Origin of the sequence: Buttiauxella warmboldiae (assembly GCF_003818135.1) — a bacterium.
Taxonomy (GTDB): Bacteria; Pseudomonadota; Gammaproteobacteria; order Enterobacterales; family Enterobacteriaceae; genus Buttiauxella; species Buttiauxella warmboldiae.
This window is the reverse complement of the sequence record NZ_RPOH01000064.1, coordinates 13,116-28,562: the sequence shown is the minus strand read 5'-3', so window position 1 is coordinate 28,562 and position 15,447 is coordinate 13,116. Positions and strand designations below refer to the sequence as shown.

The window sequence follows — 15,447 nt, the reverse complement described above, 5'->3', positions numbered from 1 at the left end:
GGCCTCAAAACCATCAGCAAAGGATGAGCGTGCAAATTCAGCATGACAGGAGTTCACTCAAATAATGCGGTAATGAAGTATCAGGGGCGGCGAGATAAAAATGCCCGCCTGGCAGACGCCTGGTGCGATAACGTCCATGACTTGCGTGACGCCAGCGCTGAATCGTTGCTCTATCAATCTCGTTATCATCCTTGCCGTAAACCACGGTTAAGTCCGCCACCGTACCTGACTCGGCCCGGTAGGTTTCCAGCAGCCGATAATCCTCCCTCACCGTGGGTAAAAAGAGCTGACGCAGCTCGGGGATCGCCCAAAGAGCATGGTGCGCCGGGTTCTGGCGCTTCATATCAGCAATTAGCGCCGCATCGTCCTGTCGGTGTAAACAGGTACCGGGCGGGCAATCAGGCGGGTTTTGCCCTGAAACAACCGTCATTATCGAACGGTCTGGCGTCATCTTTTCCAGACAACGTACCGTTTCCCAGGCAACCCATGCGCCCATGGAATGCCCGACCAGCAACGCAGGCATAGCGTTGTCCAGAAGCAAATCGAGATAAGCTGCGCATTCACAAGCCAGCGCCTGAAGTGTGGCGGGCGGCGCGTCACCCAAGCGGGCATCACGACCGGGGTAAGTCACCCCCCATAGCTGATGATGAGGCAACGTTTTTGCCCAATGCGCATAGAATCTCGGGCTGCCGCCCGCATGGGGGAAAACCACTATCGCAGGCGCAGAATGCCTGGCTCGGTTATCAATGTTACCGAGTGACACAATGATGCTCTTCACTCATCCTCCCTGTCCGTAATCCCCAGGATGCGCCCTATCGGCGCAGGCGCAGCCAGGCTCTGCTGCCTGGGATGGCCCGCACGCGTACATATAGTTTGCCAGAGTTGCAGTACCGCCAGCTGCCGCTGCAATCGGGTGCTGTCATGGGTATCTGATGCCATAAAACGCGCCAAAGATGCACGAATGGCCGCAGCCATATCGCGGTACACATGCTCAATGCCGGGAGCGGTCTGTTGCGGATAGGCCAGGAGCAACGCTTCGTCCTCACTATCGCTTCGACTCGCCGTCAACGATTGGGGGGGCTGCAAACGACGCTCCCAGATAACCGGCCCATAGGGCGAGTGCAGCATGAGCTCGCCGTCATCACTGAGTAAAACGATCTGCATTAGCGGCTGGGAATTATCGTCAGGCGAGGCAGCATCAAAACGATTCATCAATACCATGTCGACGGCAACGCCCTGCCAGCTGCCGCTAACCAATATTTTTGCAAAACTGGCCATCGGCGTGACGGTGATAGCCGGAGACGGTGCGCCAAGGAGCTCAGAAAGCACAAACAGCGCACAATGCAGCGTCTGCACCGACACGCGCATCTCGACTGAACGCAGAGAACTCGCGACAGCAAGACGACGGGCTGCCCGCAGGAAGCGACGCACGGATGGCATCTGGTCATAGAATGGCGTGACGTGAAAGGGAATGCCCCGCAGCTGTGCCACCCTGAGGGTGTTCACCATTTCTTGAGGATGTACAGGCAATTCCTGCAGCACCGGGATATCCGCTTGCAGCAAACGGCGCGCGATATCATCCCCTTCACCGCCTACAATAGAGGAACGCACCGCAACCACGGCACAGGCAGGACGCGAGCGGGTCAATGCCCGATCGATAGCGGAGAAGTAGTCACAGGCAAGCGACTGCGCCAGCTGGCGCCCTTTTTCCCCGCCGCGTCCAATAATGGCACGGAGCCCTTGTCCCTGTAGTGCCCGCGCATAATGAGCCCCAAAAGTCGCACCAACCACCCAGATCCCCTCACCTGGGCGCATCTGAGATGAGGTCATAATTCTCCCTCCTCATAGACTGACCGATTCTCCAGAGGCTGCCAGGCAATTCGCACGCCCCCAGGGGGGCACTGTTCCCATTGCGACCAGATTGCCAGCGCCTGAGGATGTCCGGAAAACCAGCTGGCACCAGGCGATATCCCGCTGTCGATATTCATCACCGACCAGGCGGCCACCTCTCCCGTAACCTGATAGCTGTCATCACAGGTCAGATAAGTGCGCAGACCCTGCTCCGGCAGGGACTCCTCACGCCCTTCTGCGCAGAGACAAAACCAGGGTGTTCTCCCGGCCAGAGCATCAGCGATCTTTGCGGGTGCAGCTTCAGGTACCGAACCTGCCACCATCATTTCATTCAGCAGTCGGCTAATATCTGCCGAATCAGTGATGTTGAAACCAGACAGCGAGCGCAGGTTCAACACATTTACCGCCAGCGCCGCTTCTTCGTCCACAAAAGGGTGGGCATTCGCTGTGGCGGGAAAGCAGTCAGGAAGCGCAGGCACATTCTCAACCCGGCTCCACCTGTTCTGGCACAGCTGCATCCCCGGATGCCCCGTGCGCGCGTTCACCGCTTGTAAATACTCCTTTAGTCCGGCCGGGGTCAGCGGCTGTAAACCGCCGGCAAAAGTCGCCACCTCAAGCCCCTCCGGATGCATAAATCGGCTGCTCAGGGCACGAACCATCACGCCGACCAGCCCAGGCTGAATCCCCGCGCCAAAAAGCCCAGTCCAGCCGGCCGTAGCCAGCGGAGCGTGCCAGCGCGAGATAGTCGCGGCATCGCCGCCGGGTTCAATGAACAGCCCAGGAGCGCCACACTGTGCTAAAAGCTGCGCCGCCACCCGGTCAATCAAGCGATATGAAGGCCCTGCACACTGAACAAAACGTCTGCAGGCACAGACCTCCGCAGGCCATGGGGTATCTGCCAGCAGGTCGAGCTCAGCAAAGTTGAGACGCGTTGAAGCCAGATGGGCAAAACGGGAGTACAGCTGCGGCAGGTGACGTCCGGTGGCAAGCACCGATGTTCCCTGTCTTAACAGCGCCCTGACGCAGGCGATACCAACCGTCCCGCCAGCGCCTAAAACCACAACCTTATCGTTCATGCCCATGCCTCGCTCAACAGGGTGGCAATAGCGTTTGCGCCGTCCCCCTCCAGACAATCAAAATGGTTCCCGGCAATATCACGAATGGTCAGTTCTCCCAGGCAATAGTGCTGCCAGAATTGCGTCATATCCTCCCTCAGGGTGGGCAAAAAGTGGATTTCGCCACGCTGGCGCAAAAAAGTGATGTTCCCGACGTAGCCAAGCCGGGAAAAAGCGCCTACGGCCCGCAGGCTGGCAATGTAGACCGCACGCAGCGCCTGTAGTGTGAAAAGGTCGAAGCCGGATCGGGCGGCCAGTTGCTCAAGCCGATCCTGAACATCCTGCGGTGCCTGGGCTATCACAGCCTTAATCTGTGGAAAATGCGCTGACAGTTCGGCAATACAGTTTTCGGGAATGCGATCGCCATAAGTTTCGCGGGCCAGGTTAATCAACGCACCCAATGCGTTTCCGGAAAATCCAGACCGATATCCGCAGCGGGCCGCCTGAGCAAACGCGCCAGCGAGAAGTCCAGCAGAGTGTCGTCTTCAATAATGAACGGAATACGATAAGCGCTCGCCACGATAAGCTGTTCAACCTGAATACCGGCCTCCGTCAGCTTTTCGGCCATCACGGCGGCAATCAATCCGCCCATACAGTAGCCAAACAGCCAGACCCGGCGAACCGGTTGCTGCCGCAAGGCCTGAACATAGCGTTCAGCCAGCGTGTCGAACAGTGATTCTGCAGGCAGCGTGAGATAGCCATCGCCAGGGGTACGACTGATACCCAGCACCATCGGGCGCTCGTTCGCCGTCTCCAGCGCAGCGATCAGCGAGCGGTAGGGTTCCAGCCCCCCGGAACCATCGTGAATCAGACAAAGCACCTCGCCTGCACGTGATTTTCCTCCCTGCGAGCATGCGGGCAGAAGTTCACTCACCGCAGAGAGGTCATTTCCGGGTTCGGGGGCAGATATGCAGGCGGCATATTGCCAGACCACGCGAGCGCAGTGCTCCAGCGTCGGGTCGGCGACAACCTGACGCAGCAATTCATCCCAGGCAATGTTGTCCGCTCCCGGTATCGTCTTGCGCAACCCGCCGACGCACTTCGCCAGCAGCAACGAATCCCCGCCAACGTCAAAGAAGCTGGAAGAGGGGGTCAGCCTATCCGGGCTATCCAGGCCCAGCACCGCCGCCCAGACTTGAGCAACCGCGCGCTGACTGTCATCGAGTGGCTGCGCAATTGGCAGCAAAGAGGTTGGCGTAACCGAGGTTGGCAAATGCTCGACAATCGCTTTCCGATCGACTTTGCCGTTGGCAGTCAGCGGCAACGCATCAAGAATCAGTAACCTATCGGGTATCATCCAGGCCGGGAGACGCTGGCGCAGCAGCGCATTAAGTTCATCCACCTCCAGATGTGCACGATGAACCGAGGAGCGCGCCCAGATGACTGACTGGTGGATCATCCGAATAGCCTCCTCTGCCGGATCGCTCGTCAGTGCATCGTCAGGGAACATCACGCTGTGCTTAAACGGAGAATCCGCCAGCGCACGCTGCCAGCTCTCACGGGGATAAAAAGCCTCTCCGGTTGCAGCGCGCTCATCGACAAAATCTGTCAACCCTTCTTTAAATTCCATGGTGATCATCAGCGGCGCGTTTGGTCGCGTGGCATCAACGATCGCCAAATCCCCACCGGGTGCCAGCAGGCTATGCAGCTGGTTTAATGCCTGGGGGATATGGCGGGCGTTATGCAATACGTTAGCGCACAGGGCAATATCCCATGATGCCGGGACAATCCCCTGCCCGGCAAACGAACCATTCAAATCGAACCGTCGGGTAGTCACCTCGGGCCAGCGATCTGCGGCTTCATCAAGGAAGAAGCGAGAAACATCGGTAAACAAATATTCAAACCTCAGCCCCCGCTCCTGCTGCAATTCCCGTAACCGCTTAATAACAGGCTCAGTGGTTCCTCCCACCCCTGCGCCAAGCTCAATGATCCTCAGTGGACGACATTCGGTGATGGCTCGCAGGGCATGAGCTTCAACGCCCGCCACGATCAGCTGGTTAAGATAGCGGTTAATTAAATTACCGCCGTAAGAGGCTCGCGCCACCTCCATCTCTCCTTCCGGGAAGAGCAGCGTCAGCGGATCGACCTCTCCGGAGACAACCTCCTCCAGCTGCTGCAGACACAGCTCAACATAGGCAATCTGCTGGTCGCCATAATTAATCTGATGCGCCAATGCTTTGGCCTGGCGCCAGAGATGCTGCGCCATATCAAGCGATATCGTCTCCCGCAGCGGCGCAAGCCGGTCCACATTTTCGTGCAGCAACCGATCCCAGCGGGCCATCAGCGCGCGGTGTTCTGGCCTTACGCTCACATTTCGCTGCCGAATATCCTGCATCGCCACCAGCGCCGCCAGCTCCATCGTCTCCATCAGCCGTGTGAAACGCGGAGCATCAAGCGTCGCGATGCAGACCTGATGCTGCCGGACGATCGCTTCAACAACACGGTTATCTACAGCGGCGTCGTGAACGCTGACGGGCGTCACGACCGCCAGCAGCTGATTTTGCGGTGTCATCATCGCGGCAGCATCGCCGACCTGCGGGTGGGACTGCAGGACGGCAGCAATTTCACCAGGCTCAATGCGATGGCCATGGCGCTTGATCTGATCGTCTTTACGGCCTAAAAACTCAATCTCGCCGCTCTCAAGATAACGGCCAAGATCGCCTGTCAGGAATGCAGGCAGACCACTCTGTGCCAGCGTAATAAATGCGGAAGTATCGGCTCCCAGATAGCCTGAGCTGACGGCAGGGCCAATGATAACAATTTGGCCTATTTGCCCGCAGACCGTCTCCTCGCCGTCGACATTCAGCACTTTCATCACCTGCCCGGGCAGCGCCCGACCATAGGGGATCGAGCGATCGTAGCGGCTACCGGGCAGCACTTCGTGATAATTGGACCAGATGGCCGCTTCCGTCGCCCCACCCAGCGCGATGAACCGGCAATCAGGTACCCGCTGGTGCAGTTGCGCGGGCTGCGTTACCGGGATCCAGTCACCGGACAGCAAAGCAGCCCGCAATGTTGAAAGGGGTTGCGGCTCTTCAACCTCCTCTGCTGGCAGAGAATCCAGCAAGAGTTGCAGCTGCGCCGGAACAGAGTTCCATATCGTGACCTGGTGCCGTGCCATATCCTGCACCCAGGATTCAGGGTTCGTCGTAGCCCCCGCAGAGGGGATAACCACTGCACCGCCTGCCTGCAGCAGGCCAAAAATGTTAAAGATAGCCAGGTCAAACGAGGGGCGGGAAACGGCCAGCACCCGATCGTTCTGCTGCAGATTCAGCATCGCCTGTAATGCATTCAGCGTGGTCAGCGCCTGACGGTGAGCGATCGGCACGCCTTTAGGTGTACCGGTCGAACCGGAAGTGAAGATAATGTAAGCGATCTCATCAGCTGAAAACGGATGATTGCCTTCGAGTCCCAGGGGAGATTCGAAGGCGAAGGAGGGGATCTCCTGTGCCGTCAACCAGTGCTGACGGCGTTCAGGATAGCTGAGCTGTAACGTGTCGCAGATGACCTGCCGACGTGCCTGGGGCCAGCCAGGATCAAGAGGGACAAACGCCACTCCCGCCATCAGCGCCCCAAACTGTGCCGCAACCTGTTCAGCACCGGGTTCCAGAACAATCAGTGCCGTATCGCCCGCCTGGCTCCCCTGCGCATAGAGCGCGTCACGCCAGGCACAGGCGCGACGGATTAAGGCGCCACGGGTATAGCGGACGTTGCCATCAACCAGCGCCAGCTTGTCCGGCGCCTGCTGCGCAAGGCGACAAAAGGATGAGATCAGGCTTTGCTCCGCAGTATTTGTCGCGGCTGGCAGCGCTATATCCAACGCTTTGTGCGTCAGTGCCGGCTGAGACCAACGTGCGGGGGAGTGTGCCAGCGCCGTGATGGCAACGCAGAAATCGCTAAAGGCAGCATCCAGCACGGCTTCGGGGTAGCCACCGACTTTGGCATCCCAGATAATCGCCATTCCCCCATGGAGATCGGAGAGCTGGATATCGAGCAGAACCTGCGGTGTCTGGCTCAGCCCCTTTTCCAGGCAGGTGCGGTAAAAGCCGCACTCCCCGTCCCCTGCTCCCAGAGTCGAAGTCAGCACCACTGGTGTCGCACTACGCGTCCGGCGATCGCTATCCGTCAGCATGCGTAATACCTCAATTCCCGATACCCCAGAATAATCCAGCGCCTCGAAGAGCTCGTGCTGAGCATCGGAGGCCACTTCAGCCACATTTTTTTGCCCATCGTGCACCAGCGTCAGTAGCACCGTGGAAGTAAAATCACCGACGATGCGCATGCTATCCTCCACCAGCGGCTGACGATCCAGTACCGTCAGCGTGATTCGCGAACGCGCCTGTTCGCCATAGCGGCGAGCGACTGCGCCCAGCACCGCCAGCGCCACGGCGGTTGGCGTGACGGCGTGATATCGTGCCTGAGCCAGAAACGCCCGCCATCTTTGTTCATCCAGCGTATAACTGCGGCGACGATAGCTCATCTCGCCTGCGGTATCCGGTGGCGCTTCGCCCAGCTGCATTGCCGCCGGAAAAGTGGCCGCTTTTTCTCGCCAGAACGTCATGGCGCGCTCGCGGGCCTGCTGGCCTGCCGGAGTTGCACGCAAGCGCTCAACGTGCAGCACATAATCACGGAACGACAGCGAAGGCGGTTGTAGCGTCAGGTCGGGCTGATTCAAAGCCTGGAAAAAGTCGCTGAGAATGACATGAATACCAATAAAATCGGTGATGATCAGATCGACAGAGAGATGCAGCGTTGCCCGGTTACCCATGGTGACAATATGGGTCTCAATCAACGGGGGCGTCAGGGGATCGTAATGACGATGCCTCAGGCGTTGCCCAACCTCCTCCCGGGTGAGATCGAAGTCTTGTGCCGTGGCGCAGACCGAGACACCGAGCGGTACGACAACCGAGGGGTCAATCCGCTGCCAACCCTCGCTGGAGATACGCGCCCGCAGCATGGCGTGACATGAAATCATTCGCTGCCAAGCGTTCTGATAGTCGTCAGCTTTCCAACGCTCCGGGCTAATAATCTCCAGTTCAGCATAGCCGTGGCAGCCTGTTCCACCATTCTGCCAGGCCTGAGTACGCCCCAGCAGGTAGGCCCCCTGCACTTCCGTCAACGGGAACGGCTCTTCACTCTGCTCAGGATAGTGACGAAGAGCATCCTGCTCGCGTAGCGCGGTGATAATCTCCGCTTTTTTATCACTGACTTGCTGGCGTAGCTCGGGGCTGAATACGCCCTCCGGAGCACGGAAGCGCAGCTTATCGCCGCTTACCCACAGCACAATGTTAAGTTGCTGTAGTTGTTCAATAAAAGCGTTCACCGCGCTCATAACATTCCCTCTTCAAAATCCTTCATGCTGGTCGCCGCCACGGCCTGTTCGCTGGCGCTTTTTGCGAGCAGTTGCGCAACCTGTTCGCAGAACTCGCTGAATCGGGGATAAATCAGTAGCAAGCGTAAAGAGATCCCCGGATCAATTTCCGCCTGCAGCGTACGGATGCAGCGGGTTGCCTGTAGCGAATCTCCGCCCGACTGGAAGAAATTGTCGAGCGTGGCACCCTCTGCTTCAGGCAGATGCTGACGCCAGATACGGGCAATGGTGGTGGACAGGGCCGTGATTTCGCACTCTATCGGCTCCGTCACCGCCACCAGTTCCCGCAGGCGCTCAGCGACACCAGCTGTCAGAGTGTCAACCCGTTCAGCTGCCAACAGTTCAGTCACGTAATCCACCGTGATATGCAGCCCGCGAATGTCATCATGAACCTGGAAATCCATCGCAACCTGCGGCGTCTGCGAGCGAGCATACGTCAGGGTACCGAAGCCGAAATCATCGGATCGGTGTATATCTGTCGCAAAGCCTAAACCGCTGGTGAAGACCACCGGGAATAGCCCCGCCATCGGCTCACCTTGCTGACGGACGATCTCTCTGGCAATGCGCAGAGTGCTGACCTGCTCCGGCCTGTCGTGGATCGTCAGAAGCCCCTGATGAGCCACTTGAGCCTGCTCCAGTAGCCGCTGACGGCGCTGTCCGGAACCACTGCCGCCAGGCTCTGGCGCAAAGGCTACCAGCCCCAGTTGAGTAAAATCGCCTACCAGGGAGGCGGCGTCAGGAACATCAGGATCGCGCTCAAAGGTGGTGACATTGAGGCTGAATTCTGGCTCAAGAGCGAGTTCAGCAATTTCCAGGGCGTAAGCCGCCAGCAGCAAGGCGGTGGGAGTCACCCGATGCCGGGAAGCCCACTGACGCATCGTCTGCCACAGGCTCGCCTCCAGATGGTGAGCGCTACGGGCAAAGTGCATATCATTCACGGCCGCCAGCGGATTTAGCCAGGGCAAGCACGGTGCGGGCGGCATCCTCTTTACCGCAACTGGAACTGTTTCACGACATGAACGGCGATATTGCGCGTAAGTCGTGACGGCAGGCGGGGGCAGCGTTTTTCCCTGGTAAATCGCCCCCAATTCCCGCATAACCAGAAACATTGAGATACCGTCGAGCATCAGGTTATCCATACCGATACCGATGGTTTTGCCATCCGGCGACAGGCGTACGCGTAACGGATAGTGCTGGACGGGATCGGGAATTTCAGCCTCGGTCAGAGCACGCACATCCGCAGTCACTTCTGGCGGGCAGACAGCCTGCTCGCTAACCAGACCAAAAGGCTCTCCGTTCTGCCAGACGATCCGCGATCGCAAAGCATCATGGCGAGCGATCACCTGGCTGAGCGCCTGCTGCCAAATGGCAATATCGATCCCTTCAGGTTCAGAAACTGAGAACTCAAAATAGCAGTGCGATGCTACGCCACCCAACAGCTGATCCGGGGATCGTCCGGCCAGATAGGCCTTTTGCAGGAGAGTCAGTGGATAGGTTGTGAGCTGTTCACTGAGTGCGAGAGGCGGTTTCTGAGCATAGGGACTCTGGGCCAGGATCCACGCGACAAAGTCAGCAAACTTTGGATGGTTAAACAGATCGGCCAGCCGTACCGATCCGATCCCCTGCTGACGCAGCGCCATAACAATTTGGGTCGCCCCCAGAGAATCTCCGCCAAGCGCGAAGAAGTCTGCCGAAGACGCAGGAGGCGAACTCAACCCCAGCACCTTTTTCCAGCATGCCGCAACCTGCGCTTCCACCTCCACAGGCGCCGGATTCGGCACGAAAGGCTGCGGCCAGGCTTGCGGGATCTGGGCAAGCAACAGCGTGGCCTTAATCCATACCAGATTCTCTGTCGGGTGCAGCACCTGCTCCAGGCTGGCACCGATCTGCTCCAGACACCGTCCCCAGGCTGAGGGGGCCAATAAAGGAGATTGTCCGTTATCTACCAGGGCGGGATTGAGTAAAGCGGCAATCAGCGAGGCCGCATCAGGTTCGGTTACTTCCAGCACATGAATATGTGTTGGTGCAACCTGATGCTCCATACGGTGGATATCTGTTAACCACCCAAGCAAGGTACCATCCCTGTGCAGGCTTGCCGGGGCGATAACCACATCAGGTATCTTCCCCTCTGTCGGTTTGCGGTGAGCTGCAAACGCGTTCAGCACCTCGCTCCCTTCATACTCATCCAGCCGTAGCGGTAGCCCGCGCTCTGCTGCTGCTTCTACTAACGCCTGCCCGAACACGCCGCTACCCGCGCCGAGAATCAGCACGCTCAGCGCTGAACGAGCCGGATGCAAGCGCAGAGACTGCGCGCGCAGATCGGCAATCAGGCAATCAAAAAAAGCAATCTGTCTGAGGGAGGCCAGCAAAAGCTGCTCCGGCGCAAGGAACGGGTGTTGAAGAAGATCGTTACGCGGGCGCTCACCGCTAATGCAGGATGCCAGAAAATGGCCCACCTCACTCCATGCCGGGTCTGCCGCTGGCAGATCCAGCTTTTTCCAGACATCAATAACCGGTATCAGGGCAGCGGGAACCTTATCTATAGCTCTGAGCGCTGCGGAAATCGCACGTCTGCCTATTTGATCCCCGTTAAACCCGGCTATCGGTGGCGCAGGTGAAAAATCAGGTTCGGCAGCGATTTCCCCCCCTCCCCGTTCCTGCAACAACTGCGACACGAACAAACGGTGAGCGACCATGAGCTGCGACTGATCCAGGATACCGGCGGCATAATCCCAGCGAATCTCAAGCCCGTTCCCCCTCGGAAGCACCTGGCAATCGATAAGTACGCCGGGGGTGCGGGTGTGCGACCAGTCAATTCGTGTCTCCCGCTGGTTGAGCGTTTCAACCTCCGGAATACCTACCGTACTGGTAAAGACAAAGGGATAGACCGCCCGTCCGCGCGCGGCGATGTAACGATCGTCAGGCGTTCTTCCAGCAACGGCCTCTCCCAAACTGTGGGATACCTCCCTCACCGTAGAATTTGCTGTGTAACGGCAAAGACGTAACTGAGTAAACTGTCCGAGAGCCTGCAGCGAGCCCGATGGTCGCCAGCATATCGGCACCACTATCACCACCTGCTGGCGATCGCAGAGAATGATAAGCGACTCGCCCAGGGCTTTGAGGATCAGCGCGGATAAGGTGACCTGCTCGCGTTGGGCCTGCTCTTCAAGCATTTGCCGCGCCGTATCGCTCAGATGCCAGGTCAGCGATTTGATACGGCTGACCGCAGGCATCCCGGAAATCGCTGACAGCACCGGGGGCTGCCACGTTTCCGCATCCCACTCTGAAGAGGAAACTGCCTGCCCGGCTATCTGGCTTGCATAAAGTAAAAACGGCGTAATATGGCTCTCAGGTTGGGAGGTGTCTTGCTGGCCTGTTACCCGTTCAATTAGCGCCAGGATTATCCTAATCAGGCTCAGCGCATCCAGACTCAGGTAGTTAAACATCACCCCGACTCGTGTCGGATCGTCTTCAATAGCGACCAGCCTGACCGACGGATGTGCCCGGGCGTCAAGGGGAGCGTCCGACAGATAAGCCTGCAAATTCTCGCCTTCCGGCAGGATCGCCAGCGGGACGGGCTGGGGGGTGACAATCTGCTGCTGTGCTTCCGTCCGAACCAACCTGAGTGCCGCCGTTTCCCGGATAAGCGCATCAAGCGCCTGCTGCCAGCGCACCAGAGGATAGCCGTGCTCATTGTGAAGAATGATAGAAAACACGGTATCGCAGCGGCTAACGCCGGGGATACCGTCGGCACCGAGCGCATAAGCTCGCTGTAATGACGTCAGCGGGAACGGATCGAGAAGATCTGATCGAATGCTGCCATCAACGGCACGACGCACTGCGCCAGTCTGGCAGCATAAAGCAAAATCATTGAGGGTGCTGGCGGCAAAAAGCTCACCAACGTCAACCTGCACTCCCTGCGACTGTAGCAGGACGCAAACGCGCGTTGCCGCCAGGCTATCGCCCCCCAGCGCAAAAAAGTTATCGTCAGCGCCGATCTCATCCCGCCCCAGTACCTGACGCCAGGCCGCCAAACAGCAGGTAAAGAGAGACGATGGCGCAAGCTCAGTATCACATGGCGCTACAGTTTCTTCACTCTCCAGCTCCTGGTTTGCCCACGCGCGGTCGATTTTTCCGTTTCGACTGAGTACCAGCCGATCGCGCATCAGAAAACGAGCCGGTATCATATAATGCGGTAGCTGACGGGAGAGAAGCGGGGGCAGTTGTTCCGTAAGAATATCGCGGCCCACAAGCACCGCTCCCAGCGCACGCCGCTGGCGAATCGGCACCACCACCGCGTTATCGATGCCCGGCAGATTTTTCAGTGCCTGTTCGATTTCACCACATTCAACACGGTGTCCCTGGATCTTGACCTGCGTATCCAGCCGTCCGACAAAAAACAGTAATCCTTCACGCCAGTAGCCCAAATCACCGGTACGGTACCAGCGTGTCTCACCACCTGCCGCTGTTTCCCGGGCATAAACAAACCGCTCGGCGGTACGCTCAGGATCACCCAGATATCCCTGCGCCAACCCCTCTCCTCCGATCCACAGTTCCCCAGTCACGCCGTCTGGACAATCCTCAAAGCGTCCGACATCCTCCTCGCGTACCACACGATACTGCTGCCCGCTCAGCGGCAAACCGTAAGGCACCGAGGACCAGCGCGCTTTCAGATCTTCGGCACTGCGGATCACATATTCATTGGACCAGATCGCGGCCTCAGTGCTGCCTCCCATCGCCACCAGGACCGAACTCGGGGCAACCTTTTGTAGCTCTGAAAACAACGAGGGCGCAATCCAGTCCCCGGAACAGAGCCAGGCACGAACAGAGGGCAAACGATCCGCCGCTGCCGACAGCATTGCGGCTAACGCCGGTACAGAGTTCCACAGAGTTACCTGATAAACCTTAATACGCTCAGCCCAACGGAAAGCGTCGCGACGCTCATTCTCATTGATGGTGACAATCTTTGCACCTGCGCTGAGCGGCCCGAAAATGTCATACACGCTGAGGTCAAAATCCAGAGAAGAGACCGCCAACAGCACGTCTCTTTCCGTTACCTGGTGGCGAATATTGACATCAGCGATAGTGTTATTCGCCGCCCGATGGGCGATCGCAACGCCTTTCGGCTCCCCGGTTGAACCCGAAGTAAAAATAACGTAGGCCAGCGCCTCCGGGTTATCACCGCCTGCCACCGCCCGGGGTTCGGTTAAAGGCATCTGCTGTTCAATCTGTTCAAAATCCACCGCCGTCAGCAAATAGCGCATACCGGAACGCTGGCTAATCTTGCTCAGGCGCTCTTCCGGCATATCCATCCCTACCGGGAGATAGGCGCATCCGGCATACAGTACCGCCAGCGCAGCCACAATCTGCGACGGACCTTTGGGCAGCCGAATACCGATAATCTCTTCAGGAATAGTATGGGTGACCAGGCGAGCTGCGAGGCGAAGAGCCAGTTGATCCAGTTCTGCATAGCACCACTGCCGCATCTGCTGGTGACGCAGTAGCGGATCGCAAAGTTCGGGGGGCAAATCAGGATCGTTGGCCGGACTCACCAAAGCGAGAGCCTGGGGACGAACCTGCACCTGCCGCCTGAATCCACTGAACAGCATTTCAGGGGGACTCGCGGCAGGTGTTGAGTTGACTGCTGTTCGCCACGCACGCGCGGCGCGCGGCAGAACGTCATCTGGCTGACGCCCCGCGATGACAGCATCAATCGATTCTGTCAGCAGCGCGAAAATCCCTTTTTCCACATCAGCAGGGATCGCTGCTCGCCGGACATCAAAAGCCACTTCTATCTCGTGCTCTGTCAACATAAATACCTGACAGTCAATCACCACCTGCGGCGTTTGTCCCCACATACGGGGCTGGCCAAAAGTATCAATAACCTGGTTATCAAAAACAGGCTGTTGTGCAGCATAGGTAAAGATATAGGGAGAAACGCCGGGGTGCGTACAGGAGGCATCGGCAAGAACGCTGCGCAGTTCGGTTTCACAATCAACACCGCGCAACAACCGATAGCGAAGGTCGTCATGGGTATCTCGCACCATCGCCTCCAGCGACTCCAGCCTCCTAGCTCGATGAGCATAAGCGACCGTACGCTCTGTCAGTTCCATTTCGGTACCCGTGACTGATAGGTTGGTGACAGTCACGACAAAATCAGGGATGGCGCTGTATTGACGCAAAGCTCTGGTATAAAGCGCCAGAACCAGAGCTGAGGGCGCTACGTCTAATTTAGCCGCATATTCCCGCACTCGGCCCCACTGCCGGGCATCATAAACACGTGAACGTCTCAGCACGCTGCCAGTCAGACTCTGTTGTTCAGGTCTGAAGCTGGTAAAAGGCAGATCGGGAGGGGGAGGAAGGTCTTCCATACGCGCAAACGCCAGCTTTTCCAGCCGCTGCTGGTTTTTCTGGCGTTTGCGCGCAATACGCAGCTGATTCTCATGCAGACGCTGATAAAGCTGTTCGGGATTAACGCACTGCGGCGGTAATGTTCGCTGCTGGTAAAACTGCATAAAATGGTGCATCAACGCAGAAAGCCCTGCTAAGTCAACCACCGCCAGCGATATCGCAATATGCAGAGTCGATCTGCCATCGTGCCAATGCGTTAGTTCAACACCCCACAGGAGACCCTGAGTTAAATCAATAGATTGTGAAAACATGCGTTCCCGGAGCACAGACTCATGCTCCGACGCCTGAGAGCGATGTCGATGGTGTATGGTTAATTCAGGAACCCTTTTCTCCCCCTGTATCAAATAATCTGCATCCAAAAAGCGCCATCGTAGTGCCGGAAGGTTGGCGATATTATTTATCGCCAGCCGCAGTTTCGTCTCATCTAATCCCTTACCGGTAAACGCCAGGCAGGCGACGCATTCCACCCCTCCCAACGGTAAAGCCAGCTGCCGCCCCACAAAATACGCGCGTTGGATCTTCGTGGTGCGATAACGCGTCTGACCTGATGTGCAATCTGATTCTGACACCGATAATCCTCCTGCTTTACCACTATGACATGTTGCTCATTACGCCCGCGTTACCTCCTAACTCCCTAAAATAAAAATAATTATTACTTAATCGCGAATGGTTGCCCGCTTTAATTATTATGTTATAACA

The 15,447-nt window shown here is 57.7% G+C and carries 6 protein-coding genes; all 6 read right to left on the bottom strand.

What is annotated here, in order from left to right; genetic code table 11:
• Positions 1-37: 37 nt before the first annotated feature.
• Genes EHN07_RS14790 through EHN07_RS14765 form a run of 6 tightly spaced genes read right to left on the bottom strand, consistent with a single transcriptional unit; the run spans position 38 to position 15,317 of the window.
• Positions 38-778, bottom strand: a complete 741-nt coding sequence (locus EHN07_RS14790; RefSeq protein ID WP_124024858.1) for a thioesterase II family protein — start codon at positions 776-778, stop codon at positions 38-40.
• On the bottom strand, positions 775-1,830 hold the full coding sequence (locus EHN07_RS14785; RefSeq protein ID WP_124024857.1) for a Gfo/Idh/MocA family oxidoreductase: 1,056 nt from the start codon (positions 1,828-1,830) through the stop codon (positions 775-777). Before EHN07_RS14785 ends, EHN07_RS14790 begins: the two co-directional genes overlap by 4 nt.
• Entirely contained in the window at positions 1,827-2,927 is a 1,101-nt protein-coding gene (locus EHN07_RS14780; protein WP_124024856.1) for a hypothetical protein, read from the bottom strand. The genes EHN07_RS14785 and EHN07_RS14780 overlap by 4 nt, the downstream gene beginning before the upstream one ends.
• Positions 2,924-3,367: a hypothetical protein gene (locus tag EHN07_RS14775; protein ID WP_124024855.1), complete on the bottom strand. Its 444-nt coding sequence runs from the start codon at positions 3,365-3,367 to the stop codon at positions 2,924-2,926. The genes EHN07_RS14780 and EHN07_RS14775 overlap by 4 nt, the downstream gene beginning before the upstream one ends.
• Positions 3,355-8,298, bottom strand: a complete 4,944-nt coding sequence (locus EHN07_RS14770; protein WP_124024854.1) for an AMP-binding protein — start codon at positions 8,296-8,298, stop codon at positions 3,355-3,357. The genes EHN07_RS14775 and EHN07_RS14770 overlap by 13 nt, the downstream gene beginning before the upstream one ends.
• Complete coding sequence (locus tag EHN07_RS14765) at positions 8,295-15,317, bottom strand: non-ribosomal peptide synthetase (protein WP_124024853.1); 7,023 nt, start codon at positions 15,315-15,317, stop codon at positions 8,295-8,297. The genes EHN07_RS14770 and EHN07_RS14765 overlap by 4 nt, the downstream gene beginning before the upstream one ends.
• Between the last annotated feature and the right edge of the window lie 130 nt (positions 15,318-15,447).